This window comes from Streptomyces sp. Root431, from assembly GCF_001426585.1.
Classification (GTDB): Bacteria; Actinomycetota; Actinomycetes; order Streptomycetales; family Streptomycetaceae; genus Streptomyces; species Streptomyces stackebrandtii.
On sequence record NZ_LMEI01000008.1, the window covers coordinates 317741 to 341142 of the forward strand.

A 23402-nucleotide genomic window follows, 5' to 3' on the forward strand; every position below is an offset into this window, starting at 1 on the left:
ATTAATAGGACTAATCCTGGCGCTCGCAGACGAAGATCGCCGTGCCCGGGATCAGGTTCCCCCGGAGCGGAGACCATCCACCCCACTCCTGGCTGTTCCAGGCCGGCCACTCCGGCTCGACCAGGTCCACGAGCCGGAAACCGCCGGCCACCACGTCCCGCACCCGGTCCCCGAGCGTCCTGTGGTGCTCCACATATACGGCGCGGCCCTGCTCGTCCTGCTCGACGTAGGGCGTGCGGTCGAAGTACGAGGCCGCCACCGAGAGGCCCTCGGGGCCCGGCTCGTCCGGGAACGCCCAGCGGATCGGGTGCGTCACCGAGAAGACCCAGCGGCCGCCGGGCCGCAGCACCCGGCGCACCTCGCGGAAGACCCGCACCGGATCGGCGACGAACGGCACCGCGCCGTACGCCGAGCACGCCAGGTCGAAGGAGCCGTCCCGGAAGGGAAGCGCCCCTGCGTCCGCCTCGACCAGCGGCACGCCCCCACCGATCCTCAGCGCGTGCTGGAGCTGCCGGTGCGAGAGGTCGAGGGCCACCGGCCGCGCCCCCTGCGCCGCCAGCCAGCGCGAGCACTGCGCCGCCCCCGCGCCGATCTCCAGGACGTCGCGCCCCTTCAGCGAACCGGCCGGCCCGAGCAGTTCCGCCTCGGCCTCGTCGAGCCCCTCGGGACCCCACACGAACCGGTCGTCGCCGAGGAAGGCCCCGTGCTCGCTCTGGTACTCGTCGGCGTTCCGGTCCCACCAGCCGCGGCTCGCCCGACTGCTCTCCGCGTCCCCCGCGTCACGCCGGGTCGCCTCGGCGTCGTCCTCGGCCGAGTCCTGGCCATCCTGCTGTTCGTACTCTTGGTTCATCTCGCCCGCCGATGTAGTTTGCGCTCAGTGCCGCCGTGCGGCCGACCCCGCCGTGCGGCGTGGATCCGGCGCGGCGGACAAGAAATAGTGCCGGGTTTGCGCGGTTCTGCCCTCGGTGCGCGCTTCGCGCATTGACCCTGTCCGGCCGCCCCCGTATGCTAAAGGTTGCGCTGCGGGCCTGCGCGCCTCAGACGGAGCAGGCCGCGCTCGTACCTGTTGTATGTCCCCTCGGTTTTCGAGGCACCTTCCGCTTGCGGACAGGGGCTTCATTGGCTGTCCGGCTTCTTGGTGCGATACGGGCTCACGGCGTAGCAGTACCTACGACTTTCTGTCCGTAACCGGAGCCCTTTCCCACATGACGAGCAGCACCGAGACCACCGCCACCAGCACCACCCCGCAGGTTGCGGTCAACGACATCGGTAACGAGGAAGCCTTCCTCGCCGCGATCGACGAGACGATCAAGTACTTCAACGACGGCGACATCGTCGACGGCGTCATCGTGAAGGTCGACCGGGACGAGGTCCTGCTCGACATCGGTTACAAGACCGAAGGCGTTATCCCGAGCCGCGAGCTCTCGATCAAGCACGACGTCGACCCGAACGAGGTCGTCAAGGTCGGCGACGAGATCGAGGCCCTGGTTCTCCAGAAGGAGGACAAGGAAGGCCGCCTGATCCTCTCGAAGAAGCGCGCCCAGTACGAGCGCGCCTGGGGCACCATCGAGAAGATCAAGGAAGAAGACGGCATCGTCACCGGTACCGTCATCGAGGTCGTCAAGGGCGGTCTCATCCTCGACATCGGCCTCCGCGGCTTCCTGCCGGCCTCCCTCGTCGAGATGCGTCGCGTCCGCGACCTCCAGCCCTACGTGGGCAAGGAGCTCGAGGCGAAGATCATCGAGCTGGACAAGAACCGCAACAACGTGGTCCTGTCCCGCCGTGCCTGGCTCGAGCAGACCCAGTCCGAGGTTCGCCAGACGTTCCTCACCACCCTGCAGAAGGGTCAGGTCCGCTCCGGCGTCGTCTCCTCGATCGTCAACTTCGGTGCCTTCGTGGACCTGGGTGGCGTCGACGGCCTCGTGCACGTCTCCGAGCTGTCCTGGAAGCACATCGACCACCCGTCCGAGGTTGTCGAGGTCGGCCAGGAGGTCACCGTCGAGGTTCTCGACGTGGACATGGACCGCGAGCGTGTCTCCCTGTCGCTGAAGGCGACGCAGGAGGACCCGTGGCAGCAGTTCGCCCGTACGCACCAGATCGGCCAGGTCGTCCCGGGTAAGGTCACCAAGCTGGTTCCGTTCGGTGCGTTCGTCCGCGTGGACGAGGGCATCGAGGGTCTGGTCCACATCTCCGAGCTGGCCGAGCGCCACGTGGAGATCCCGGAGCAGGTCGTCCAGGTCAACGACGAGATCTTCGTCAAGGTCATCGACATCGACCTCGAGCGTCGTCGCATCAGCCTCTCGCTGAAGCAGGCCAACGAGTCCTTCGGTGCCGACCCGGCCTCGGTCGAGTTCGACCCGACCCTGTACGGCATGGCCGCGTCTTACGACGACCAGGGCAACTACATCTACCCCGAGGGCTTCGACCCCGAGACCAACGACTGGCTCGAGGGCTTCGAGACCCAGCGCGAGGCCTGGGAGACCCAGTACGCCGAGGCGCAGGCTCGTTTCGAGCAGCACCAGGCTCAGGTCATCAAGTCCCGCGAGGCCGACGAGGCCGCCGCTGCCGAGGGCGCTGCCGCCCCGGCCGCCGGCAACGCCGGTGCGGGCATCTCGGGTGGTTCGTACTCCTCGGAGTCGGACGACAACTCCGGCGCCCTGGCGTCGGACGAGGCGCTCGCCGCCCTGCGCGAGAAGCTGGCCGGCGGCCAGAGCTGAACAGGCTCTCCGCTGAGCGCTAGCCGCTAGCGAATCGAGGCCCGCTCCCCTTCGGGGGAGCGGGCCTCGGTCGTTTTCCCGCGACTCCACCGCGACCGACCGGACTCCTCCTCCGGAAGATCGGCCCGCGCGGGAATGGTGGTGCGGCTCACGGCGTTGCCAGAGAGAACACGAGGAGGAGCGGTAATCGTGCTTGATCCCCAGGATTTGTACGAATGGGACCCGAAGGGCCTGGCCGTCGTGGACCTGGCCCTGGCGCAGGAGTCGGCCGGGCTGGTCATGCTGTACCACTTCGACGGGTACATCGACGCGGGCGAGGCGGGTGAGCAGATCGTCGAGCGGCTGCTCGACACCCTTCCCCACCAGCTGGTGGCCCGATTCGACCACGACCGCCTCGTGGACTACCGCGCCCGCCGCCCCCTGCTGACCTTCCGGCGCGACCGCTGGACCGCGTACGAGACGCCGTCCATCGAGGTCCGCCTCGTCCAGGACGCCACCGGAGCGCCCTTCCTCGTCCTCTCGGGCCCCGAGCCCGACGTCGAGTGGGAGCGGTTCGCCGCCGCCGTCCGGCAGATCGTCGAGCGCCTCGGCGTGCGCCTCGCGGTCAACTTCCACGGCATCCCCATGGGCGTCCCGCACACCCGGCCCGTCGGCCTCACCCCGCACGGCACCCGCACGGACCTGATGCCCGGGCACAGCAGCCCCTTCGACGAGGCGCAGGTCCCCGGCAGCGCCGAGTCCCTCGTCGAGTACCGGCTCTCGGAGTCCGGTCACGACACCCTCGGAGTGGCCGCCCACGTCCCGCACTACGTCGCCCGCTCGCCGTACCCGGACGCGGCCCTGACCGTCCTCGAGGCCGTCACGGCCGCCACCGGCCTCGTGCTTCCCGGCGTCGCGCACGCGCTGCGGACGGAGGCCCGCCGCACCCAGACCGAGATCGACCGCCAGATCGGCGAGGGCGACGAGGAGCTCGTCGCGCTCGTGCAGGGCCTTGAGCACCAGTACGACGCGGTGGCCGGCGCCGAGACCCGCGGCAGCCTGGTCGCCGAGCCGGTCGACCTGCCGTCGGCCGACGAGCTGGGCCGCGAGTTCGAGCGCTTCCTCGCGGAGCGGGAGGGCGACGCGTAGTGCTCCGCGGCCAGGCCCTAAGCTGCCGCTCATGCTGAAGGTGGGCCTGACCGGCGGGATCGGCGCCGGCAAGAGCGAAGTGTCGCGGCTGCTCGTCTCGTACGGAGCCGTGCTGATCGACGCGGACCGGATCGCCCGCGAGGTCGTCGAGCCCGGGACACCGGGGCTCGCGGCCGTCGTGGCGGCCTTCGGGGACGACGTGCTGACCGGGGACGGGACGCTCGACCGGCCGAAGCTCGGCTCCATCGTGTTCGCCGACGCCGACCGGCTGGCCACCCTGAACGCCATCGTGCACCCCCTGGTCGGAGCCCGGTCGGCCGAGCTGGAGAGCCGGGCGGGCGCCGGGGACGTGGTCGTCCACGACGTACCCCTGCTCACCGAGAACGGACTCGCACCGCTGTACGACCTGGTCGTGGTCGTCGACGCGTCCCCCGAGACCCAGCTCGACCGGCTCGTACGCCTCCGGGGGATGGCCGAGACCGAGGCCCGGGCCCGGATGACCGCCCAGGCCACGCGCGCTCAGCGGCTGGCCATCGCGGACCTCGTGATCGACAACGACGGTCCGCTGGACGCGCTGGAACCGCAGGTGCGGAAGGTCTGGGACGAGCTGGAGCGCCGGGCCGCGTCCCCGGCCTGAGGCCCGGCCGCTTACCCGGACGGCGGAATGCGGCCGCTGGGTTCGGTGTTCCTCCACCTGATCGAGGGAAGGATGCCACCGTGGCCGACAGGAACCCGGAAACGCACGTCATCGACTTCCGCGCCGCCGAGCACCTGCTGGCCGCGCGCGACCCGCGTGGCGCCGTGAAGCTGCTGGACTCGGTGATCGCCGCCCATCCGGAGAACACCGCGGCGCGGCTGCTGCGGGCCCGGGCGTTCTTCGCCGCCGCCCAGCTCCGCCCGGCGCAGCTGGAGTTCGAGCTGGTCCTGGAGCGCGAGCCGGACAACGCGTTCGCGCACTTCGCGCTGGCCCGGACCTTCGAGCGCTCCGGGCAGACCGCCCAGGCCACCCGGCACTTCCGGCTCGCCGCCGCGCTCGACCCGAAGCCGGAGTACCTCCAGGCGGCGGGGTTCGACACGCGCAAGAACTGACGGCGAGCGGCGCCGGCCGGCACCAGGACGCCCAGGGCCGTCGTTCAGCGGCCCGTGCCGCCGTGGTCGGGCTCGTAGGGCGGGATGTCCCGGCCCGGCTGCCAGTGCGGGCCTTGGTGGAGGTGGCGCAGCACCATCGTCAGGTCGACCATGACCACCAGGAGCAGCACCCCGCAGGCCGCGGCCCAGCCTGGGCGGCCCACCAGCGAGAACACGGTCGTGCCGAAGACTGCCCAGAGCAGGCCCCACACGCTGAGCCAGAACCGCAGCCGCAGGGCACTGCGCGCGGTGGCCGGCTCGTTCCCTGAACGCACGGCGGTCACCCCTCCCATTCGGGGTCCTGCTTCCAGCATGGACCTGCGGCGAGGGAGGGGGAAGGGGGAAAGGAGGCGGAGCGCGCTGCCGGGGTGGCTAGTGGACGACGCTGTAGCTGCGCCAGGGCAGGTGGCCCGGCACGATGCTGTCGCTGGTGTTGATGGGGAGGTAGATGGAGTCCTGCCCCTGGCAGTCGCGGGTCCGGTACAGCACGATGTCGGTCAGGCTCTCGTTCGCGACCCTGACCGCACCGGACGGCGCCAGGCGGTGGCAGCCGTTCACCGACGGGCTGTTCACGATCACGGCCACCCTGCGTTCCGTCTCGTAGGCGATCGGGCCCACGGTGCTGCGGCCGAGGCCGGAGCAGCCGGCGACCGCGAGAGTGAGCAGGACGGCTCCGGAGGCCGTCGTGAGACGCCGGCGAACGGACATGGCGAATCCTCTTCTGTCGTACGAAGGCGGCGGTCGGCACCACTCCGTGTCCACCCCTGGTCCAGGCCACCATGCCGCCTGTCGGAGCCGTCGGCATCCGCTGATGGGCCGCCCGGGCGAACGAGCCCTGGGAGGCGTTGTCAGACCCCACCCGTAAGGTCGGAGTTCCAGTAGGAGAACCGCGCGGAGATCCCGTCGGAATCCGCCGCACAGCGGGAGGAGAGCAGAGCCGTGACGCACACCTGGACCACCGGCGCCGCCGTCTTCCTCCCGGCCGCCCTCCCGCGCGAGGGCCGCGTGGCCTTCTGGGCCCCCGACGGGGGTGCCCTTCCCGAGGTCCCCGCGCCCGACGGCGGCCCCGAGTCGACCGACGCGGGTCCGGCCGTGCCCGACGGCCCGGAGCAAGTCGAGCTGACCGTCGTCCGGCGGCACGGCAGCGGGGCCCGCACCCGGGTCGTGCCCGCCGTCACCCTCCCCGTCGCCGCCGCCCTGCCCCACCTCGTCGCGGCCCGCCACCACCCGGCCGCCCACCCCGCCACCGCCTGCTGGGGAGCCGCCGCCCTCCACGCCCTCCAGCTGATCGCCCGAGGCAGGCTGCTGCCCGGGCTCACCGCCGACGACCTGGACGCCTGGCGGGCCGGCCCGCTGGACGCCGACGACATCGCCCACCTGCGGGCCGTCGCCGCGGCCATGCCGTACGAGGCGCACGCCGTGCCCGTCCCCGGACCCGGCCCCCTGCGGCTGCCCGAGCCCGAGGCGCTCGTGCGCGCCTTCCTCGACGCGGTCGCCGACACCCTGCCGCGGACCCCGGCCGCCGCCCACGCGGTCGGGGCGCCGTTCGCGGCCCGCGCGCCGCAGCACCTGCCCCGCGCGCGTGCCTGGGCCGCGGAGGCCGCCGCCGGGATGGACGCGGGCGTACGGGTCTCGCTCCGCCTCGACCTGTCCGGGTACGAGCTCTTCGACATCGCCGACACCGCCGACGGAGAGGAGGGCGGTGCCGAGCGCCAGGCCGCCGCCGCGATCCTCCAGATCCACAGCCTCGCCGACCCGACCCTCGTCATCGACGCCCTGGGCCTGTGGGCGGGGGAAGGCGAGCACTTCGGGCCGCGCGCCCGGATCGACGCGGTCCTCGCCCTGCGCCGGGCCGCCCGCGTCTGGCCCCCGCTGGCCCGGCTCCTGGAGCGGGACGTGCCCGACGTCCTCGCCGTCACCGAGGACGAGCTGTACGAACTGCTCGGCCCCGCGGCGGCCCGGCTCGCCGACGCCGGGGTCGCCGTCCACTGGCCGCGCGAGCTCGCCCGCTCGCTGAGCGCCTCCGCCGTCGTCCGCCCCGCCCTCGCCGCGCCCGGCTCCGCGACCGACGGCACGGCCTTCTTCGACAGCGAGGAGCTCCTGCGGTTCAACTGGCAGCTGGCCCTCGACGGCGATCCCCTCACCGAGCGCGAGATGGACCTCCTCGCCGAGGCCCACCGGCCCGTCGTGCGCCTCCGTGACCAGTGGGTCGTCATCGACCCCGACCTCGTCCGCAAGGCCCGCAAGCGCGAACTGGGCCTGCTGGAGCCCGTCGACGCGCTCGCCGTCGCCCTCACCGGCACCGCGGAGGTCGACGGCGAGACCGTCCCCGCCGTCCCCGTCGGGGCGCTCGCCACGCTCAGGGACCGGCTCATGGCCGGCCCCGAGGCCGTACAGGCCCCGCCCGGCCTGACCGCCATCCTCCGCGACTACCAGCTCCGCGGCCTGGCCTGGCTGGACCTGATGACCTCGCTCGGCCTCGGCGGCTGCCTCGCCGACGACATGGGCCTCGGCAAGACCGTCACGCTCATCGCCCTCCACCTGCGTCGAGCCCGCCGCGCCCCCACCCTCGTCGTCTGCCCGGCTTCCCTCCTCGGCAACTGGCAGCGGGAGATCGAGAAGTTCGCGCCCGGCACGCCGGTGTGCCGCTTCCACGGCACCGACCGCGACCTCGACGGGATGGAGGGCGGCTTCGTCCTCACCACCTACGGCACCCTGCGCACCAGCGCCGCCCAACTCGCCGCGCGGGACTGGGGCATGGTCGTCGCCGACGAGGCGCAGCACGTCAAGAACCCGTTCTCCGCGACCGCGAGGGCGCTCCGCGAGATTCCCGCACCCGCCCGGGTCGCCCTCACCGGCACCCCCGTGGAGAACAACCTCTCCGAGCTGTGGGCGCTCCTCGACTGGACCACCCCCGGGCTCCTCGGACCGCTCAAGGCCTTCCGCGCGCGCCACGCCCGGGCTGTGGAGAACAACGAGGAGATCGAGCACGCGGAGGCCGTCGAGCGGCTCGCCCGGCTCGTACGGCCCTTCCTGCTGCGCCGCCGCAAGTCCGACCCCGGGATCGTCCCCGAACTGCCGCCCAAGACCGAGTCCGACCATCCCGTGGCCCTCACTCGGGAACAGGCCTCGCTCTACGAGGCCGTGGTCCGCGAGACCATGGCGCAGATCGAGGCCGCCGAGGGCATGGCCCGCCGCGGGCTCGTCATGAAGCTGCTGACCTCCCTCAAGCAGATCTGCAACCACCCCGCGCAGTACCTCAAGGAGGAGGCCCCGCGCGGCAGCGGCACCGCCCGGCTCGCGGGCCGCTCCGGCAAGCTCGCCCTGCTCGACGAGCTCCTCGACACGATCCTCGCCGAGGACGGGTCCGTGCTCGTCTTCACCCAGTACGTGTCGATGGCCAGGCTCCTCGCCGACCACCTGGCCGCGCGCGGCATCCAGGCCCAACTGCTCCACGGCGGCACCCCGGTGGCCGAGCGCGAGCGGATGGTCGACCGCTTCCAGGCCGGCGAGATCCCCGTCTTCCTGCTCTCCCTCAAGGCCGCGGGCACCGGCCTCAACCTCACCAGGGCAGGGCACGTCGTGCACTACGACCGCTGGTGGAACCCGGCGGTCGAGGAACAGGCCACCGACCGGGCCTACCGGATCGGACAGACCCAGCCGGTGCAGGTCCACCGGCTCGTGGCCGAGGGCACGGTCGAGGACCGTATCGCCGAGATGCTGCGCGCCAAGCGGGCCCTGGCCGACGCCGTCCTCGGCTCGGGCGAGGCCGCCCTGACCGAACTGACCGACCGCGAGCTGGCCGACCTGGTGTCCCTGAGGAGGCAGGCGTGAACCATCCGCGCTCCGCCCGCGGGGCCGTGCCCCGCCACGACGACCGCCGCCGCAGCTTCCCGCAGGTCGCGCCCCGCGAGGCGCCCGACGGGCGGTTCGCCGCCACCTGGTGGGGCAACGCCTGGGTCGAGGCCCTGGAGGACACCGCCCTCGACCCGGCGCGCCTCGCGCGCGGAAAGGCGTACGCCGGGCGCGGCCACGTCGACGCGATCACCGTCACCCCCGGCCGGGTCGTCGCCTACGTCCACGGCAGCCGCCCCCGCCCGTACCGCACCGAGATCAGGATGCGGACCCTCGGCGACGACGGCTGGGAGCGGTTCCTCGACGAGGCCACCGCCCGCCCCGACCACATCGCCGCCCTCCTCGACAAGGACGTGCCGCACGCCCTGGAGGCCGTCACCGGCCTGCTGCCCGCACCGGGCGACCTCGTCCCCGACTGCTCCTGCCCGGACGACGGTTACCCCTGCAAGCACGCCGCCGCCCTCTGCTACCAGGCGGCGAGGCTGCTCGACGAGGACCCGTTCGTCCTCTTCCTGATGCGCGGCCGCGGCGAGCAGGAGCTCCTCGCCGAGCTCACCCGGCGCAACGCGGCCCGGTCCGCCGCCGAGACCACCGCCGCCGCGCCGCCGATGCCCACGGTTCCCGCCCGCGCCGCGCTCGACGCGACGACCTCCGGGGCGTGGCTTCCGCCGCTGCCTCCGCCGCTGCCGCTCCCCGACCGGCCGGGCCGTCCGGCCGTCTTCCCGCCCGACCCCGAGGCCCCGGATCCGCTCTCCCTCGACCTCCTCGCGAGCGAGGCCGCCGTCCGCGCCCACACCTTCCTCGCCACCGGACACGACCCCGTGGCCGCGCTCACGCCCTGGCAGGACGCGGTCCGGCTGGCCGCCGCGCACCCCGGTTCGGGGCTTACCGCCTCGACCCGCGCGCTCTACCGGGACCTGGCCTACGCGCTGGACCGCACGCCCACGGACCTCGCCCGGGCCGTCGCCGCCTGGCGGCAGGGCGGCGCCGCCGGTCTCGCCGTCCTGGAGGAGCCCTGGGACCCGCCCGCGGGCCCCTTCGACCGGGCCCGACCCGCGCTGCTCGCCGCCGACTTCCCCGCCTTCCGGCCCTGGCGCAACCGGCTCTCGACGGAGTCCCTCCAGCTCAGACTGGGCCGGGACGGCCTCTGGTACGGCTACGAGTCGGACGGGGGCCGCGAGGACTGGTGGCCGCGCGGCGAACCCGACACCGACCCGGTCGGCGCCCTCACCGATCTGCTGGGCGGGTGACGGGGAGTGACCACGACACTCGAACGGCACCCAGGCACCCCACTCGAAGGAGTGAATCACGCCAACGGCCGGATCCGGCACGCACGTTTGTCGCGTTGATTCCGGTACGGGCACTTGCCCGTGTACACCTCCGGAAGGCAGGAAGCCATGAGGCAGATTCGCCGAAGTGGTCTGGCCACACTGATGGTCACGGGTGGAGCGCTCGCGCTCTCGGCGGGCGCCGCACACGCCGATGCCGGTGCCCAGGGCGCCGCGGTCGGTTCGCCGGGAGTGATCTCCGGCAACACGGTCCAGCTGCCCGTCCACGTGCCGGTCAACGTCTGTGGCAACACGGTCAACGTCGTCGGACTGCTCAACCCGGCGGCCGGCAACAGCTGTGCCAACAAGTCGGCCGCGCCCGAGCCCGGCGGCTACGGCGAGGAGGACGGCGGCGGCCGATCGCACAAGGACCTGCCCGGCACCCCGCGCGGCGGCGAGCAGGGCGGCTCCCACGGAGGCGGCTCCTCCGACGGCGGATCCGCCAACGGCGGTGGCGCCACGGCCGAGTCGCACACCCAGGGTTCCCCCGGCATCCTCTCCGGCAACGGCATCCAGCTGCCGATCGACCTCCCCGTGAACGTCAGCGGGAACTCGGTCAACGTCGTCGGCATCGGCAACCCGGCCATCGGCAACACCGCGGTCAACGGCCCCGGCAAGCCCGCGCAGCCGATCGAGAAGCCGACGCCGCGTCCGCAGACCCCCGTCAAGAACGTGCCGGTTCCGCGCGCCGAGGAGACCGTGAAGCCCGCCCCCGCGCCCGTGCCCGCCCCGGCCCACGCGCCGCAGAGCGAGTCCGAGTCGGTAGCGCTGGCCTCCACGGGTTCGGAGACCGTCGGTTACGCCGCCGCGGGGAGCGCCGCGCTGCTGCTCGGCGGTGCCCTGATGTACCGCCGCGCCCGCCGCACCGGAGACCAGGCCTGACGGTCTCCTCCTCCCGCCGGGGACCGGGCCCGAGGGGCTTCCCCTCGCGCCCCGACCGCCCCGACCGACGCGGCTGACCCCCGAGCCGTCAGCCGCGTCCACCGGTCGTGTCTATCGGCCGCGCCGCTCCTCGGCGCCGTGGCGCCAGGCCCGGAGCACCGTCTCGATGGCGGGAGCGACCCTCGTCCGGGCCTGGTGCCGGGGAACCCCCAGCATCAGCAGGCTGTCGTACGGCGTGTCGACATGCCGTACGGAGGCTCGTACGGCGGCGGTGACGGCGCCCCGGTCGAGGGACCGGCCCGCGGCCGTGCGCCCCACGCGCCCGCTGCCCTTCGCCGACGCGTGCTCGGAGATCTCCGTGGCCCGGTCGGCCGGGCAGGACGGGAACAGACGGAGGATCTCGGCCCGCAGGGTCGCGGTGATCTCGGCGTCGAGCGTCGCGCGCCGCGCCGCGTCCCGGGCCCGTCGCCTGGCCCGCGCCTCCGCGTCCGCCAGGCAGGCCGCCTCCGCCCGGAGCAGCGCCGCCTCCTCGACGAGCAGGCCCTGGCGTTCGTACCGCGTACGGCGCCGGTTGTGCCGTACCACCACGGCCCAGAGGGTGCTGCTCTCCCTGGCGCGCCGGGTGAGCGCGGTGTCCCCCCGGCGCAGGAACACCAGGTGTCCGAGATCGGCGCAGTCCAGACAGACCGGCGCGTTGTACTCGACGATCATCCGCTCCAGCGGCCCCTGGTGGCACTCCGAGCAGCGGCGACGCTTGAGCGGTTCGACGACGACGGGTGCGACGAGGTCCATGGCCGGTCCTCCCTCGGGTCGTTCCTCAGCGGACGCCGGGCGCGGCCGCGGCGATGAACGTGGCGAGCGCTTCCTTCGCCTGCTCCGAGCGGCGGGCCCGGTCCGCCTCGTCGACCGCCTCGTGCATGCAATGGGAATCCACGAAGGCCGCCTCGGCCAACCGGCGGACCTCCGGGTCGTCGCACACCAACTGGACGCGGAAGAGGGCCTGTCGGGCGGCGGTGCGCTGCCGGTAGGAGGCGTGGCGGGACTCCTCGGCCTCCTCCGAGCCGGGGCGCTGGAGAGCCCGGAACCAGCGGTCGTTCTGGCTGTGCCGGTAGTCGACGACCGCGCCGGCGAAGGCGCTGTAGGTGGCGATCCGTTCCTGCCGGAGCTGTTCGGTGCGGGCGAGAGCGGCCGTGCGCTCGGAGGCCCGCCCCTGGAACCAGTGTGTGAAGACGGCACCCAACAGGGTTCCCGCCACGGCTATCAGCGCCGCATCCATGACCCGCCGCCCTCCCATCCCCTCGGTGTTCAGACCCGTAGATCATGACAGCCGAGGGGTCGGGACGTCACTGCCGGTAGCTGCTCAGGAAGCGGCCGATGCGGCTGATGGCGGCGTCGAGGTCGTCGGCGTACGGCAGGGTCAGGATGCGGAAGTGGTCCGGGCGCGGCCAGTTGAAGCCCGTTCCCTGGACGACCTGGATCTTCTCCCGCAGCAGCAGGTCGAGGACGAACTTCTCGTCGTCGTGGATCTTGTGCACGGCGGGGTCGAGGCGCGGGAAGGCGTACAGCGCGCCCTTGGGCTTCACGCAGGAGACGCCGGGGATCTCGTTGAGCTTCTCCCAGGCCCGGTCGCGCTGTTCGCGCAGCCGACCGCCGGGGGCGGTGAGCTCGTGGATCGACTGCCGGCCGCCGAGCGCGGCCTGGATGGCGTACTGGGCGGGGGCGTTGGGGCAGAGCCGCATGGAGGCCAGCATGGTGAGGCCCTCCAGATAGCTCCTGGCGTGCTGCCGCGGCCCGCTGACGACCAGCCAGCCGGAGCGGAAGCCCGCGACCCGGTACGTCTTGGAGAGGCCGCCGAAGGTGAGGACGACCAGGTCGGGGGCGAGGGAGGCGGCCGGGTAGTGGACGGCCTCGTCGTAGACGATCTGGTCGTAGATCTCGTCGGCGAAGACCATCAGGCCGTGGCGGCGGGCCAGGTCGAGGATGCCCTCGACGATCTCCTTCGGATAGACCGCCCCGGTGGGGTTGTTGGGGTTGATGATGACGACGGCCCGGGTCCGGTCGGTGATCTTCGCCGCCATGTCGTCGAGGTCCGGGTACCAGTCGGCCGACTCGTCGCAGAGGTAGTGCACCGCCTTGCCGCCGGCGAGGGTGGTGACCGCCGTCCAGAGCGGGAAGTCGGGGGCGGGGATGAGGACTTCGTCGCCGTCCTCCAGGAGCGCCTGGACGGCCATGGAGACCAGTTCCGAGACACCGTTGCCGAGGAAGACGTCGTCGACGTCGACCTCGGCCAGGCCCATGGCCTGGTAGCGCTGGGCGACGGCGCGGCGGGCCGAGAGGATGCCGCGCGAGTCCGTGTAGCCGTGGGCCTTGGGGAGCATCCGGATCATGTCCTGGACGATCTCCTCGGGCGCCTCGAACCCGAAGAGCGCGGGGTTGCCGGTGTTGAGGCGCAGGACGCTGTGGCCCGCCTCCTCCAGCGCGTTGGCGTGCTCGATCACCGGGCCGCGGATCTCGTAGCAGACCTCGCTCAGCTTGCTCGACTGCCGGAACTCCATGTCCGACCTCCCCAGGTCCCCGGAATCAGTGATGCTTGGTTTTACCAAGTTCGAGCTTGGAAAGTCCAACAACATGTCTAGACTGCGTCGCATGCCACGTCAGCCACGCCGCCGCAGCTACGACCAGCACTGCGCCGCAGCGCGCGCCCTCGACCTCGTCGGCGACCGCTGGACCCTGCTCGTCGTCCGCGAACTCCTCGCCGGTCCGCGCCGCTACACCGACCTCCACGCCGACCTGCCCGGCGTCAGCACGGACGTGCTCGCGGGCCGTCTCAAGGACATGGAGAGCGCCGGACTCGTCACCCGCCGCCGGCTGCCGCCGCCCGCCTCGGCGTCCGTCTACGAACTCACCCCGCGCGGCCGGGACCTGCTGCCGGTCCTGCGCTCGCTCGCCGCCTGGGGGGCGCCCGACCTGGGCGAACCGCGGCCGACCGACGCCGTCCGCGCGCACTGGTACGCGATCCCGCTCCTCGGGCCGCTCGCCGAGCTGGGCGCGGGGGTCGTCCAGGTGACCCTGGACGAGGGGGAGTTCCACGTGCGGATCGGCGACGACGGGAGCGTGGAGTACGGGGACGGGGTGTACGAGGGCGGCCGGTTGAGCGGAGGGGCCGGTGATGCTCCCGATGTCCGGCTGCGGACCGACGCGGCGACCTGTCGGGCCCTCGCGGAAGGGGAGTCGACGCTCGCCGGGGCGATCGAAGCGGGGCGCGTCACCCTCGAACGGACCGCCCGCATTCCTTGATCGAATTCCTGCCCGAGAGCTCCTGCTTCCGGATAGCGTGTGGCCGTTTCGGCGGCCGTCGAACGCACGGCCGCTCCGCGGAATCGGAGAGGAATCGTCATGGGGCTGGGGCAAGAGATACGTGAGGCGGGGCGCGGCGCGCGCCTGCGCAGAGGGCTGCTCGTCGCGGGCGCGGTCGCCGCGGTGGCGGTCGTGCCGTCCGCCGCGCTGGCCACGCCCGGCAGCGGCGTCAGCGGAACCGTGCTCGCCAAGGGCACCTCGGACGGCAAGTTGAGGATCAAGCCGCCCAAGGGCGACGCCGACGTGGTCGTCCGGACCATCACCGTCGCCCCCGGCGGCTCCACGGGCTGGCACCACCACCCCGGCCAGCTCGTCGCCGTCGTCCAGGCCGGCACGCTCACCCGTACCCTCGACGACTGCTCGGTCGAAGTGACCGCGGCGGGCGAGGCGTTCATCGAGCCGTCGGGCGGGAAGCACGTCCACATCGGCCGCAACCTCGGCACCGAGCCGGTCGTCCTGTACGTGACCTATCTGCTGCCGAAGGGGGCGCCGCTCTCCGTAGACGAGCCGGCTCCCGCCTGCGCCCGGGGCTGAGCGCCCGACCGGGACCGCACACCCGCCAAGGACGCCGCAAGCCGGTCCCGGGCCGCCGTCTGCGCCGCGATCCGCGCGTCGAGGACGGCCAGCCGCTCGCGGGCGATCTCCAGCCCGCGGGCGGACGGCGGGGCCGACGAGACGTCCCCGTCGAGGCACGAGCGGAACGCGGACACGTCGTCCAGCGTGAGCCCGGCGTCCAGCAGGTACCGGATGTTCGACACGCGCGCGACGGCGCCTTCCCCGTACACCCGGTACCCGTTGTCCGCGCGGACCGACGTGATCAGCCCCGCCTGCTCGTAGTGGCGCAGGGCGCGCGGCGATGCCCCCGTCCGCCGGGCCAGTTCACCGATGCGCACGGGCACCACCTCCGCGCGCAGTCGTATCACGTGACCAGCGCGCCCCCGTCGACGGGCAGGACGGTGCCGGTCAGGAAGCCGGCGTCCGGCGCGGCGAGCAGGGTGATCGCCGCGGCCACCTCCTCGGGCCTGCCGATGCGGCCCAGCGGGGTGTGGGCGAGCTGCCAGGCCCGCAGCGCCGCCAACCGCTCGGGGGAGAGGCCCATGTGGTCGGCGATCGGGGTCTCGATCGCACCGGGCGCGACGGCCACCACGCGGACGCCGGCGGGCGCGAGCTCCAGGGCCCAGCAGCGGGTCAGGGTCTCCAGGGCGCTCTTCGTCGCCGGATACACGGAGTTGGCCGGCCAGCCGCGCTGCCCGATCGCCGTCGACACGTTCACGACCACGCCCCTCGATTCCCTGAGCGCGGGGACCGCGGCCTGGGTGAGGAGGACGGGGGCGACGAGGTTGGTCTCCAGGAGCGGGGTGATCACGGAGCGGTCGAGGGTGCCGAGCGGTCCGCCGGTGGAGATCCCGGCGTTGTTGACGAGGACGTCGAGGCGGCCGTGTGCGGTCACGGCCGCCTCGACGATCTCCTCGGCGGCCCCCTCCGCCGTCACGTCCGCGACGAACGGGTGGATCCCGGGGTGCCCCTCGGCGGCCTCGCGCAGCGGCTCCGTCCGGCGGCCGACGGCGACGACCGTCGCCCCCTGCCCGGCGAAGGCGCGCGCGGTGGCCCGGCCGATGCCGGTGCCCGCGCCGGTGACGACGACGACCCTGGTCGGTGTGATGGTGTCCATGAATCCGATGGTCGAACTGTGACGCCAGTGACAAGGTCAAGCCGGGGCGAGGGAACGCGCCGTGACGAGGGGAGAGGCGGCAGGATGAGCGGGATGCGATACGAGGCGATCACCTGGGAACGGCTGGCCGGCAAGCTCGCCGCGCACCTCGACGCGGCCACGCCCGGCGACGGCGGGCCATGGCTCAAGGCCGGCGTCGACGGGCCGCCCGCCGCACCCGGCGACATGCTCACCGGGCTCCTCGCCGAAGCGCTCCGGGCGCGCGGGCGAGCCGTCCACGTGGCCGGGACCGGCGGCTTCCTGCGCCCCGCCTCGCTCCGGTACGAGTACGGGAAGCAGGACCCCGACGCGTACTACGACGGGTGGACCGACACCGGGGCCCTGTGGCGCGAGGTCTTCGCTCCGCTGGAACCCGGCGGCACCGGACGCGTGCTGCCCGACCTGTGGGACCCGGCCACGGACCGGGCGACCCGCAGCCGGTACGTGACGCTGCCGCCCGGCGGGGTGCTCCTGCTCCACGGGCCGTTCCTCCTCGGCCACTGGTTCCCCTTCGACCTCACCGTCCACCTGCGGCTCTCGGCCGCCGCCCTCGCCCGCCGTACCGAGGAATCCTGGACACTGCCCGCCTTCGCCCGGTACGAGACGGAGGTCGACCCGGCCGCGACCGCCGACGCCGTGGTCCGCGCCGACGACCCGCGCCATCCGGCGTGGACCGGGCTGGGAACGTCCTAGGGTTGTCGGGAGCCTCAGGCCGGAAGGCCTTAGAGGAGGGGCCCCGGGGGTCTTCCTCCCACGACGGTGACCGCCTCCGCGCCCGCGCGGCAGCCCGCTTCCGCGGCCTTCGCCGCGTCCGCGCCCGCGAGCCGGGCCGCCAGGAACGCCCCGGTGAACGCGTCGCCCGCGCCCGTCGAGTCCACCCGCCGCCCTGCCGGCACCGGGGGCGCCGCCACCCGGGCCGTGACCGCACCGCCTTCGGCGACCAGTGCGCCCGCCGCTCCGAGCGTGACCACGACCAGCGGGTGACGCCGGCTCAGTTCGGCGGCCGCCGCCTCCGGTTCGCGGCCCCCGGCCAGCAGCCGGGCCTCGTCGGCATTGGGTAGCAGCACGTCGACGCCCTCCGCCGCCGCCAGGAACCGGTCCACTCCCAGCTCCGCGAGGAATCCCGCGGAGGCCGGGTCCACACTCACCGGAACGCCCGCCTCCCGCGCGTCCCGCAGCGCCCGCCGGGCCGTCTCGCGGCTCACCGGGGCGAAGAACAGGTAGCCGGACAGGTGCAGCGCGGCCACGCCGTTGAGCAGGCCGGCGGTCCAGTCGGCGGGGGACAGGCGCAGCGCGGCGCCGCTGTCGGTGAGGAAGGTCCGCTCGGCCGAGGCGTCGACCAGCGCGATCACGGTGGCGGTCGGCGCCTCCGCGTCCGGGACGAGCAGCGGGTGCACCCCTGCCCGTCGCAGCGCCCGCTCGTGCCAGTCCGCCGCGTCCGTGCCGACCCGGCCGAGCAGGCGCACGTCCTCGCAGCCGGAGCGCGTCGCCCAGCAGGCCGCGTTGGCCCCGGCGCCGCCCGGGAGGGTCCGGATCTCGGCCGCGGTGTCCGTCGCGGGCGCGAGGGGCGTCCGGTGCCGGGCGACGACATCCGTCACCACGTCCCCGACGACCAGCAGCGCGCGCCCCGGCGGCCTCACCGGCCGCCCGCGCCGGCCGTCCCCGAGCCGGACGATTCCGCGCCAGGTGCCTCCGTGCCGGACGATTCCGTGCCAGGTGCCTCCGCGCCCGGCCTCCCCGCGCCGTATGCCGTCGCGATCCGGGCCGCGAGCCGCACGTTGCCCCGTACCGCCGCGAGGTTCGCCTCCAGGGACGCTCCCTCCGTGTGCACCGTCAGGTATTCGAGCAGGAACGGCGTCACCGCCTGTCCCGTGATCGCCTTCTCCTGCGCCGCCGCGAGCCCCTGAGCGAGGACCCGGTCGTGGAGCGCGGGGTCCAACTGCTCGGTCTCCGGAACCGGGTTGGCCACGACGAGCGCCGAGCGCGGCCCGCCGAGCGCGTCCTGGGCCCGTATGACCCCCGCGACCTCCTCCGGGGTCCGCAGGGTCCAGTCGACGGGCTCGCCGGAGGAGGACAGGTAGAAGCCGGGGAAGTGCTCCGTGCCGTACCCGACGACGGTCACCCCCAGCGTCTCCAGGCGCTGCAGCGTCGCCGGTACGTCGAGGATCGACTTCACCCCCGCGCACACCACTGTGATCCCGACCCCGGCGAGCAGCCGCAGGTCGGCCGATTCGTCCTGCGTCTCGCTCCACCCGCGGTGCACGCCGCCGAGGCCGCCGGTCGCGAACACCCGTATGCCCGCCGCGTCCGCGAGCCACGCCGTCGCCGAGACCGTCGTCGCGCCCGTCACCCCGCTCGCCAGGGCCGGGGCCAGATCGCGGTGGCCCAGCTTCCGCACCGCCGGGTCCTCCGCGATCCGGGTCAGTGCCGCAGGCTCCAGGCCCACCCGGGCGGTGCCGTCGACCACGGCGATGGTGGCGGGCACGGCGCCCCCGGCCCGTACGAGCTCCTCCAGCTCCAGGGCCACGGCGAGGTTGCGCGGGCGCGGCAGACCGTGGGCGATGATCGTGGATTCCAGCGCGACGACGGGGCGGCCCTCGTGGAGCGCCTCCCGTACCTCTTCGGACACCTGTGTGGACATGTCCCATTCCTGGCGCGACCACGGGCCCCGCAAACCTCGGTGGCGAGCTCCTGCCACACAGGGGGCCGCCCCGGGTATCGCCCCCGGGTGCGCCTGCGGAATCCGTGACGGCGGATCCGCTCCGGCGGCGGAAGTCCGCCGGGGGCCCCGGCGCGCCCCGGCGGGAGCGTGGTGCGGAATCCGTCGCCGTCGTCGCATTCGGGTAAGTCGCCTGGTAGGGGCCGAAGCGGAGTGATTTATTCCACCCGATCCCGGTCCTCGGGCCGCTCCGGACCCCCGCTACAGTCACCGCCCATGACGACTCATGACGCCCCTTCCTTCGCCGTGCACATCCCCGACGCGGAGCTGGAGGCCGACCCCCTCGACCCCGCCCAGATCGTCTCCGGCACGCCCGAGGTGACGGGCAAGGTGCTGTGGGAGTCCGCCGACGGCAAGCAGGTGCGCGGCATCTGGCAGATCACGCCCGGCGTCGTCACCGACACCGAGGCCAACGAGCTCTTCGTCGTGGTCAGCGGGCGGGCGACCGTCGCCGTCGAGGGCGGGGAGACGCTGGAGATCGGCCCCGGCGACGCCTGCGTGCTGCGCGAGGGCGACCGCACGACCTGGACCGTGCACGAGACCCTGCGCAAGGCGTACCACATCAGCCTCTGAGGCCCCCGAGACCGGCCTCCTAGGTCCCTGCCCCCGGGTCCCCCGAGGTCCCTGCCCCCGGGTCCCCGAGGTCCCTGTCCCGGGTCCCGAGGGCCCTGGCCCGGGGCTCCGAAGTCCATGGGGGTCGTGGCGAGTTGAAGGTCTGGTAGGAAACCTTCCTATCGGCTAGCATCCCGGCCAGCGGCTTGGCGCGGCGCCCGTCCCCCCGGGCGTGACGCGCTCAGCGAGAGCTCTGACCCGGCCGCCGAGCACCGCCCTGCCGCGTGGCACCCGAATCGCCACGCGGCCGGGCCGCCGTGCTCCGCACCGGTGTCCAGCTCTCGCCGACCCCTCAGGCCAGGGAGCCCAGGTATGCGCCTGTACGCCTCCACACCACCGCGCAGCACCCCCTTCACCACCACCCGACTGACCTTCGTCCTCACCGCCGTGCTGCTGCTCGTCGGTGGACTCCTCCTCGCCCTCCCGGACCGCGCCGGCGCCGCCGCCGACACCCTGATCTCCCAGGGCAGGCCGGCCACCTCCTCCTCCGTCGAGGACGCCACGTTCGGCCCGGAGAAGGCCTTCGACGGCGTCTCCACCACCCGCTGGGCCAGCGCCGAAGGCTCCGACCCCCAGTGGATCCGGGTCGACCTCGGCCCCTCGGCCACCGTCTCCCGCGTGAAGCTCGTCTGGGAGGCCGCGTACGCCAAGGCCTACCGCGTCGAGATCTCCGCCGACGGCACCACCTGGACCCGCCTCGCCACCGAGACCGCGGGCAACGGCGGCACCGACGACTGGACCGGACTCACCGGCCAGGGCCGCCACCTGCGCGTCTACGGGACCGCGCGCGGCACCTCGTACGGCTACTCGCTCTTCTCGGTGGAGGTCTACGGCACCGCCGGCGACACGACCCCGCCCACCGGCGCCTTCACCGTCGTCGCGGCCGGGGACATCGCCGCCCAGTGCACGGCCTCCAGCAGCTCCTGCGCCCACCCCAAGACGGCGGCCCTGGCGCAGCGGATCGCCCCGTCCTTCTACCTGACGATGGGTGACAACCAGTACGACGACGCCCTGCTCTCCGACTTCCGGAACTACTACGACAAGACCTGGGGCGCCTTCAAGGCGAAGACCCGGCCGGTGCCCGGCAACCACGAGACCTACGACCCGGCCGGCTCCCTCGCCGGCTACAAGTCGTACTTCGGCGCCATCGCCTACCCCCAGGGCAAGCCCTACTACAGCTACGACCAGGGCAACTGGCACTTCGTCGCCCTCGACTCCAACTCCTTCGACGACCCCGCGCAGATCCAGTGGCTCAAGGACGACCTCGCGCGGAACACCAAGGGCTGCCTCGCCGCCTACTTCCACCACCCCCTGTACTCCTCCGGCGGCCACGGCAACGACCCCGTCTCCCGGCCGGTCTGGCAGATCCTGTACGGCGCCAAGGCCGACCTCGTGCTCAACGGACACGACCACCACTACGAGCGGTTCGCCCCGCAGGACCCGAACGGGCGCGCCACCGCCGACGGCATCGTCGAGATCGTCGGCGGCATGGGCGGCGCCGAGCCCTACGACATCGAGACGGTCCAGCCGAACAGCCAGAAGCGGATCAGCGGCCCGTACGGCGTGCTGAAGCTCGACCTCACCGACACGACGTACACCTGGCAGTACGTCGGTACCGACGACCAGGTCAAGGACTCCGGCCCGACCTACACCTGCCACTGATGTACCTCGCGACCACCGGTCGCCGCGGCGCGCCGCCCGCCCCCTCGCGGGGCAGGCGGCGCGTCCCCGGCACCGTCCTCGCACTCGGCGCGGTCAGCCTGGTCACCGACATCTCCTCGGAGATGGTGACCGCCGTACTGCCGCTCTACCTCGTCGTCGGACTCGGCCTCTCCCCGCTCCAGTTCGGGCTGCTCGACGGCGTCTCCACCGGCGCGACCGCGCTCGTCCGGATCCTCGGCGGCGCCACCGCCGACCGCGGAGGCCGCCACAAGCAGGTCGCGGGGCTCGGCTACGCCCTCTCGGCCTGCTCCCGGCTCGGCCTCCTCCTCGCGGGCGGTTCGGCCGGCGGGATCGCCGCCGCGCTCGCCGCCGACCGGCTCGGCAAGGGCGTCCGCACGGCCCCGCGCGACGCGCTCATCACGCTGCACAGCCCGCCCGAGGAGCTGGGCCGCGCGTTCGGCACCCACCGCGCCATGGACACCACCGGGGCTCTCCTCGGCCCCCTGGCCGCCTTCGCCCTGCTGTACGCGACGGCCGAGGCGTACGAGGCGGTCTTCGCCGTCAGCTTCTGCGTCGGGGTGTTCGGCGTCCTGCTGTGGGTGCTGCTCGTCCCGGGGCGGCGACGCCCGGAGGGGCCGGGGCCGTCGAAGGCGCCGGACCCTCGTCCTGTCGAAGCCGCGCCACGCGCGCGTGGCGGGGTCTTCGCCGTGCTGCGCTCGCCCGCGTACCGGCGGATCCTCCTCTGCGCCGCCCTGCTCGGCGCCGCCACCGTCGGCGACGCCTTCCTGTACCTGCTGCTCCAGCGACGGCTCGAACTCGACGCCACCTGGTTCCCGTTCCTGCCGCTCGGCGCCGCGGGCGTCTATCTCCTGCTCGCCGTCCCGGCGGGCCGCCTCGCCGACCGTGTCGGGCGCCGCCGGCCGCTCCTGTACGGGCACGGGGCCCTGCTCCTCGCGTACGGACTGCTCCTCGCACCCGTACCGGAGGCCCTCCTCCTCGGGGGCGTCCTGGTGCTGATCGGCACCTTCTACGCGGCCACCGACGGCGTCCTGATGGCCCTGACGGGCCCCTTCCTCGCCGAGGGGCGGCAGGCGGGCGGCCTCGCGCTCGTCCAGACCGCGCAGGCCGTGGCCCGACTGGGCGCAGCCGTCGCGTTCGGCGCCGTCTGGACGGCGAGCGGGCCGGAGACGGCGCTCGTGGTGGCGCTCGTGGCCCTCGCGGCGGCCCTGTGCTGCGCCGCCCGCGTCCTGCCCGCTGCCGGCCCCTCGCCCACATCCCTCCGAGAGGACTGACCCATGCCCGCCGTGACCGATGTCCGCCTGTCCCGCCCCGCGCGCGTGTGGATCCTCGTCCTCGCGCTCCTGCTCCTCGGCGGCGGCGCCACCGCCTACACCCTGCGGGCGGCCTCGGGGCGGCAGACCGGGGCCGCCGGGGCCTCGGTGGCCGGCTTCACCCTCGACGCCGGCCGCCCCGGCGCGCTCCACGTCCGGGACACCGCCACGGGGCGCGTCGCGCGTCTGGACCCGTCCGCGCCCGGCGGCCGGGTGGCGGGAGGGCCCGCCTGCGACCGCTTCCACGCGGCCGGCCCCACCGCCCTCTGCCTCGTGCGCCGCCCGGGCGTCCCGGCCCGCTCGTACGCCCTGGTGCTCGACCGCCGGCTGCGCGAGGTGCGCCGCGTCGCGCTCCCGGGCATCCCCAGCCGCGCCAGGGTCTCCGCCTCCGGACAGATGCTCGCCTGGACGATGTTCGCGACGGGCGACTCCTACGCGCGCTCGTCGTTCTCCACCCGCACGTCGATCCTCGACCTGCGCACCGGATACCTGGTGAAGAACATCGAGCAGATCCCGCTCACCCTCGGCGGCCGCCGCTACCACGCCCCCGACGTCAACTACTGGGGTGTGTCCTTCGCCGCCGACGACAACCGCTTCTACGCCACCGTCTCGACGGGCGGGCGCACCCACCTCGTCGAGGGCGACATGAAGAACTGGTCGGCCAGGGCGCTGCGGGAGAACGTCGAATGCCCGTCGCTCTCCCCGGACGGGACCCGCATCGCCTTCAAGAAGCGCGTCTCCGAAGGGCCGCGCGAGCCGTGGCGGCTGTACGTGTACGACCTGCGCTCCGGGCGCGAGCACCCCGTCGCCGAAGGGCGCGGCATCGACGACCAGGCCCTGTGGACCGACCCGGAGACCCTCGCGTACGGATACGGGGGAGCGGTCTGGTCCGTACCGGCCGACGGGACGGGAGCGCCGCGTCAGCTGGCGCGCGGGGCGACGTCGCCCGCGGTGCCGCGCTGACGGCGCCGC

The 23402-nt window shown here is 73.6% G+C and carries 24 protein-coding genes; 14 read left to right on the top strand and 10 right to left on the bottom strand.

The genetic code is table 11. The annotated features are described in order from the left end of the window. Positions 1–10: 10 nt before the first annotated feature. Positions 11–850: a class I SAM-dependent methyltransferase gene (locus tag ASC82_RS12510; RefSeq protein WP_056645873.1), complete on the bottom strand. Its 840-nt coding sequence runs from the start codon at positions 848–850 to the stop codon at positions 11–13. Between the two features lie 355 nt (positions 851–1205). On the opposite strand from ASC82_RS12510, the gene rpsA reads away from it, so the two are divergent. From rpsA to ASC82_RS12530, 4 genes are all read left to right on the top strand, one after another. Continuing rightward, positions 1206–2717, top strand: coding sequence for a 30S ribosomal protein S1 (gene rpsA / locus ASC82_RS12515; RefSeq protein ID WP_015032828.1), 1512 nt, complete (start codon positions 1206–1208; stop codon positions 2715–2717). 189 nt (positions 2718–2906) lie between these two features. Further along, complete coding sequence (locus ASC82_RS12520; RefSeq protein ID WP_056645876.1) at positions 2907–3845, top strand: PAC2 family protein; 939 nt, start codon at positions 2907–2909, stop codon at positions 3843–3845. A 31-nt stretch (positions 3846–3876) separates the two neighbouring features. Next, positions 3877–4482, top strand: a complete 606-nt coding sequence (gene coaE, locus ASC82_RS12525; RefSeq protein WP_056645882.1) for a dephospho-CoA kinase — start codon at positions 3877–3879, stop codon at positions 4480–4482. Positions 4483–4562: 80 nt separating this feature from the next. Beyond that, positions 4563–4934: a tetratricopeptide repeat protein gene (locus tag ASC82_RS12530; RefSeq protein ID WP_056645885.1), complete on the top strand. Its 372-nt coding sequence runs from the start codon at positions 4563–4565 to the stop codon at positions 4932–4934. Between the two features lie 44 nt (positions 4935–4978). Here ASC82_RS12530 and ASC82_RS12535 read toward each other — a convergent pair whose 3' ends face one another. Both ASC82_RS12535 and ASC82_RS12540 read right to left on the bottom strand, forming a co-directional pair. After that, positions 4979–5266, bottom strand: coding sequence for a DUF6343 family protein (locus ASC82_RS12535; RefSeq protein ID WP_056645888.1), 288 nt, complete (start codon positions 5264–5266; stop codon positions 4979–4981). A gap of 79 nt (positions 5267–5345) precedes the next feature. Continuing rightward, positions 5346–5681, bottom strand: a complete 336-nt coding sequence (locus ASC82_RS12540; protein WP_056645891.1) for a hypothetical protein — start codon at positions 5679–5681, stop codon at positions 5346–5348. A 231-nt stretch (positions 5682–5912) separates the two neighbouring features. Here ASC82_RS12540 and ASC82_RS12545 point away from each other — a divergent pair, with 231 nt between their 5' ends. The 3 genes from ASC82_RS12545 to ASC82_RS12555 all read left to right on the top strand — a co-directional run bounded on the left by ASC82_RS12545 (position 5913) and on the right by ASC82_RS12555 (position 11038). Beyond that, positions 5913–8807, top strand: coding sequence for a DEAD/DEAH box helicase (locus tag ASC82_RS12545; protein ID WP_056645895.1), 2895 nt, complete (start codon positions 5913–5915; stop codon positions 8805–8807). Further along, complete coding sequence (locus tag ASC82_RS12550) at positions 8804–10078, top strand: SWIM zinc finger family protein (RefSeq protein WP_056645897.1); 1275 nt, start codon at positions 8804–8806, stop codon at positions 10076–10078. The genes ASC82_RS12545 and ASC82_RS12550 overlap by 4 nt, the downstream gene beginning before the upstream one ends. A 147-nt stretch (positions 10079–10225) precedes the next feature. Next, on the top strand, positions 10226–11038 hold the full coding sequence (locus ASC82_RS12555; protein ID WP_079039218.1) for a chaplin: 813 nt from the start codon (positions 10226–10228) through the stop codon (positions 11036–11038). A gap of 111 nt (positions 11039–11149) precedes the next feature. Here the strand turns inward: ASC82_RS12555 and ASC82_RS12560 are convergent, their stop codons facing one another. The 3 genes from ASC82_RS12560 to ASC82_RS12570 all read right to left on the bottom strand — a co-directional run bounded on the left by ASC82_RS12560 (position 11150) and on the right by ASC82_RS12570 (position 13593). Further along, positions 11150–11830 (bottom strand): DUF2293 domain-containing protein, encoded by a 681-nt coding sequence (locus tag ASC82_RS12560; protein WP_056645903.1) that lies wholly within the window; start codon positions 11828–11830, stop codon positions 11150–11152. A gap of 25 nt (positions 11831–11855) precedes the next feature. Beyond that, on the bottom strand, positions 11856–12314 hold the full coding sequence (locus tag ASC82_RS12565) for a hypothetical protein (RefSeq protein ID WP_056646375.1): 459 nt from the start codon (positions 12312–12314) through the stop codon (positions 11856–11858). Between the two features lie 67 nt (positions 12315–12381). Next, complete coding sequence (locus tag ASC82_RS12570; protein ID WP_056645906.1) at positions 12382–13593, bottom strand: pyridoxal phosphate-dependent aminotransferase; 1212 nt, start codon at positions 13591–13593, stop codon at positions 12382–12384. A gap of 91 nt (positions 13594–13684) precedes the next feature. Between ASC82_RS12570 and ASC82_RS12575 the strand changes: the two genes are divergently transcribed. Together ASC82_RS12575 and ASC82_RS12580 are read left to right on the top strand one after the other, a co-directional pair. Beyond that, a complete protein-coding gene (locus ASC82_RS12575; protein ID WP_056645909.1) occupies positions 13685–14335 on the top strand; it encodes a helix-turn-helix domain-containing protein in 651 nt (216 codons plus the stop codon). A 99-nt stretch (positions 14336–14434) separates the two neighbouring features. Continuing rightward, a complete protein-coding gene (locus ASC82_RS12580; protein WP_056645912.1) occupies positions 14435–14929 on the top strand; it encodes a cupin domain-containing protein in 495 nt (164 codons plus the stop codon). Here the strand turns inward: ASC82_RS12580 and ASC82_RS12585 are convergent. Both ASC82_RS12585 and ASC82_RS12590 read right to left on the bottom strand, forming a co-directional pair. Beyond that, positions 14863–15288: a MerR family transcriptional regulator gene (locus ASC82_RS12585; RefSeq protein WP_056645916.1), complete on the bottom strand. Its 426-nt coding sequence runs from the start codon at positions 15286–15288 to the stop codon at positions 14863–14865. The two genes, ASC82_RS12580 and ASC82_RS12585, sit on opposite strands and share 67 nt — an antisense overlap. Before the next feature lie 26 nt (positions 15289–15314). After that, entirely contained in the window at positions 15315–16067 is a 753-nt protein-coding gene (locus tag ASC82_RS12590; protein WP_056645919.1) for an SDR family oxidoreductase, read from the bottom strand. Between the two features lie 93 nt (positions 16068–16160). Between ASC82_RS12590 and ASC82_RS12595 the strand changes: the two genes are divergently transcribed. Beyond that, positions 16161–16799 (top strand): hypothetical protein, encoded by a 639-nt coding sequence (locus tag ASC82_RS12595; protein ID WP_056645922.1) that lies wholly within the window; start codon positions 16161–16163, stop codon positions 16797–16799. A 29-nt stretch (positions 16800–16828) separates the two neighbouring features. On the opposite strand, the gene ASC82_RS12600 is transcribed toward ASC82_RS12595, so the two are convergent. Together ASC82_RS12600 and ASC82_RS12605 are read right to left on the bottom strand one after the other, a co-directional pair. After that, the gene (locus ASC82_RS12600) at positions 16829–17746 is read right to left on the bottom strand and encodes a PfkB family carbohydrate kinase (RefSeq protein ID WP_079039220.1); all 918 of its coding nucleotides are present in this window, start codon (positions 17744–17746) and stop codon (positions 16829–16831) included. Beyond that, positions 17743–18747 carry a pseudouridine-5'-phosphate glycosidase gene (locus ASC82_RS12605; RefSeq protein WP_079039221.1) on the bottom strand — a complete coding sequence of 335 codons (1005 nt, stop codon included), beginning with the start codon at positions 18745–18747 and terminating at the stop codon, positions 17743–17745. The genes ASC82_RS12600 and ASC82_RS12605 overlap by 4 nt, the downstream gene beginning before the upstream one ends. Positions 18748–19041: 294 nt before the next feature. Here ASC82_RS12605 and ASC82_RS12610 point away from each other — a divergent pair, with 294 nt between their 5' ends. The 4 genes from ASC82_RS12610 to ASC82_RS12625 all read left to right on the top strand — a co-directional run bounded on the left by ASC82_RS12610 (position 19042) and on the right by ASC82_RS12625 (position 23393). Further along, positions 19042–19398, top strand: a complete 357-nt coding sequence (locus ASC82_RS12610) for a cupin domain-containing protein (protein ID WP_024761994.1) — start codon at positions 19042–19044, stop codon at positions 19396–19398. 351 nt (positions 19399–19749) lie between these two features. Beyond that, positions 19750–21099 (top strand): discoidin domain-containing protein, encoded by a 1350-nt coding sequence (locus ASC82_RS12615; RefSeq protein WP_056645925.1) that lies wholly within the window; start codon positions 19750–19752, stop codon positions 21097–21099. Beyond that, the gene (locus tag ASC82_RS12620) at positions 21099–22391 is read left to right on the top strand and encodes an MFS transporter (protein WP_056645928.1); all 1293 of its coding nucleotides are present in this window, start codon (positions 21099–21101) and stop codon (positions 22389–22391) included. Before ASC82_RS12615 ends, ASC82_RS12620 begins: the two co-directional genes overlap by 1 nt. 3 nt (positions 22392–22394) lie before the next feature. Beyond that, on the top strand, positions 22395–23393 hold the full coding sequence (locus ASC82_RS12625; protein ID WP_056645930.1) for a PD40 domain-containing protein: 999 nt from the start codon (positions 22395–22397) through the stop codon (positions 23391–23393). The last annotated feature ends 9 nt before the right edge of the window (positions 23394–23402 follow it).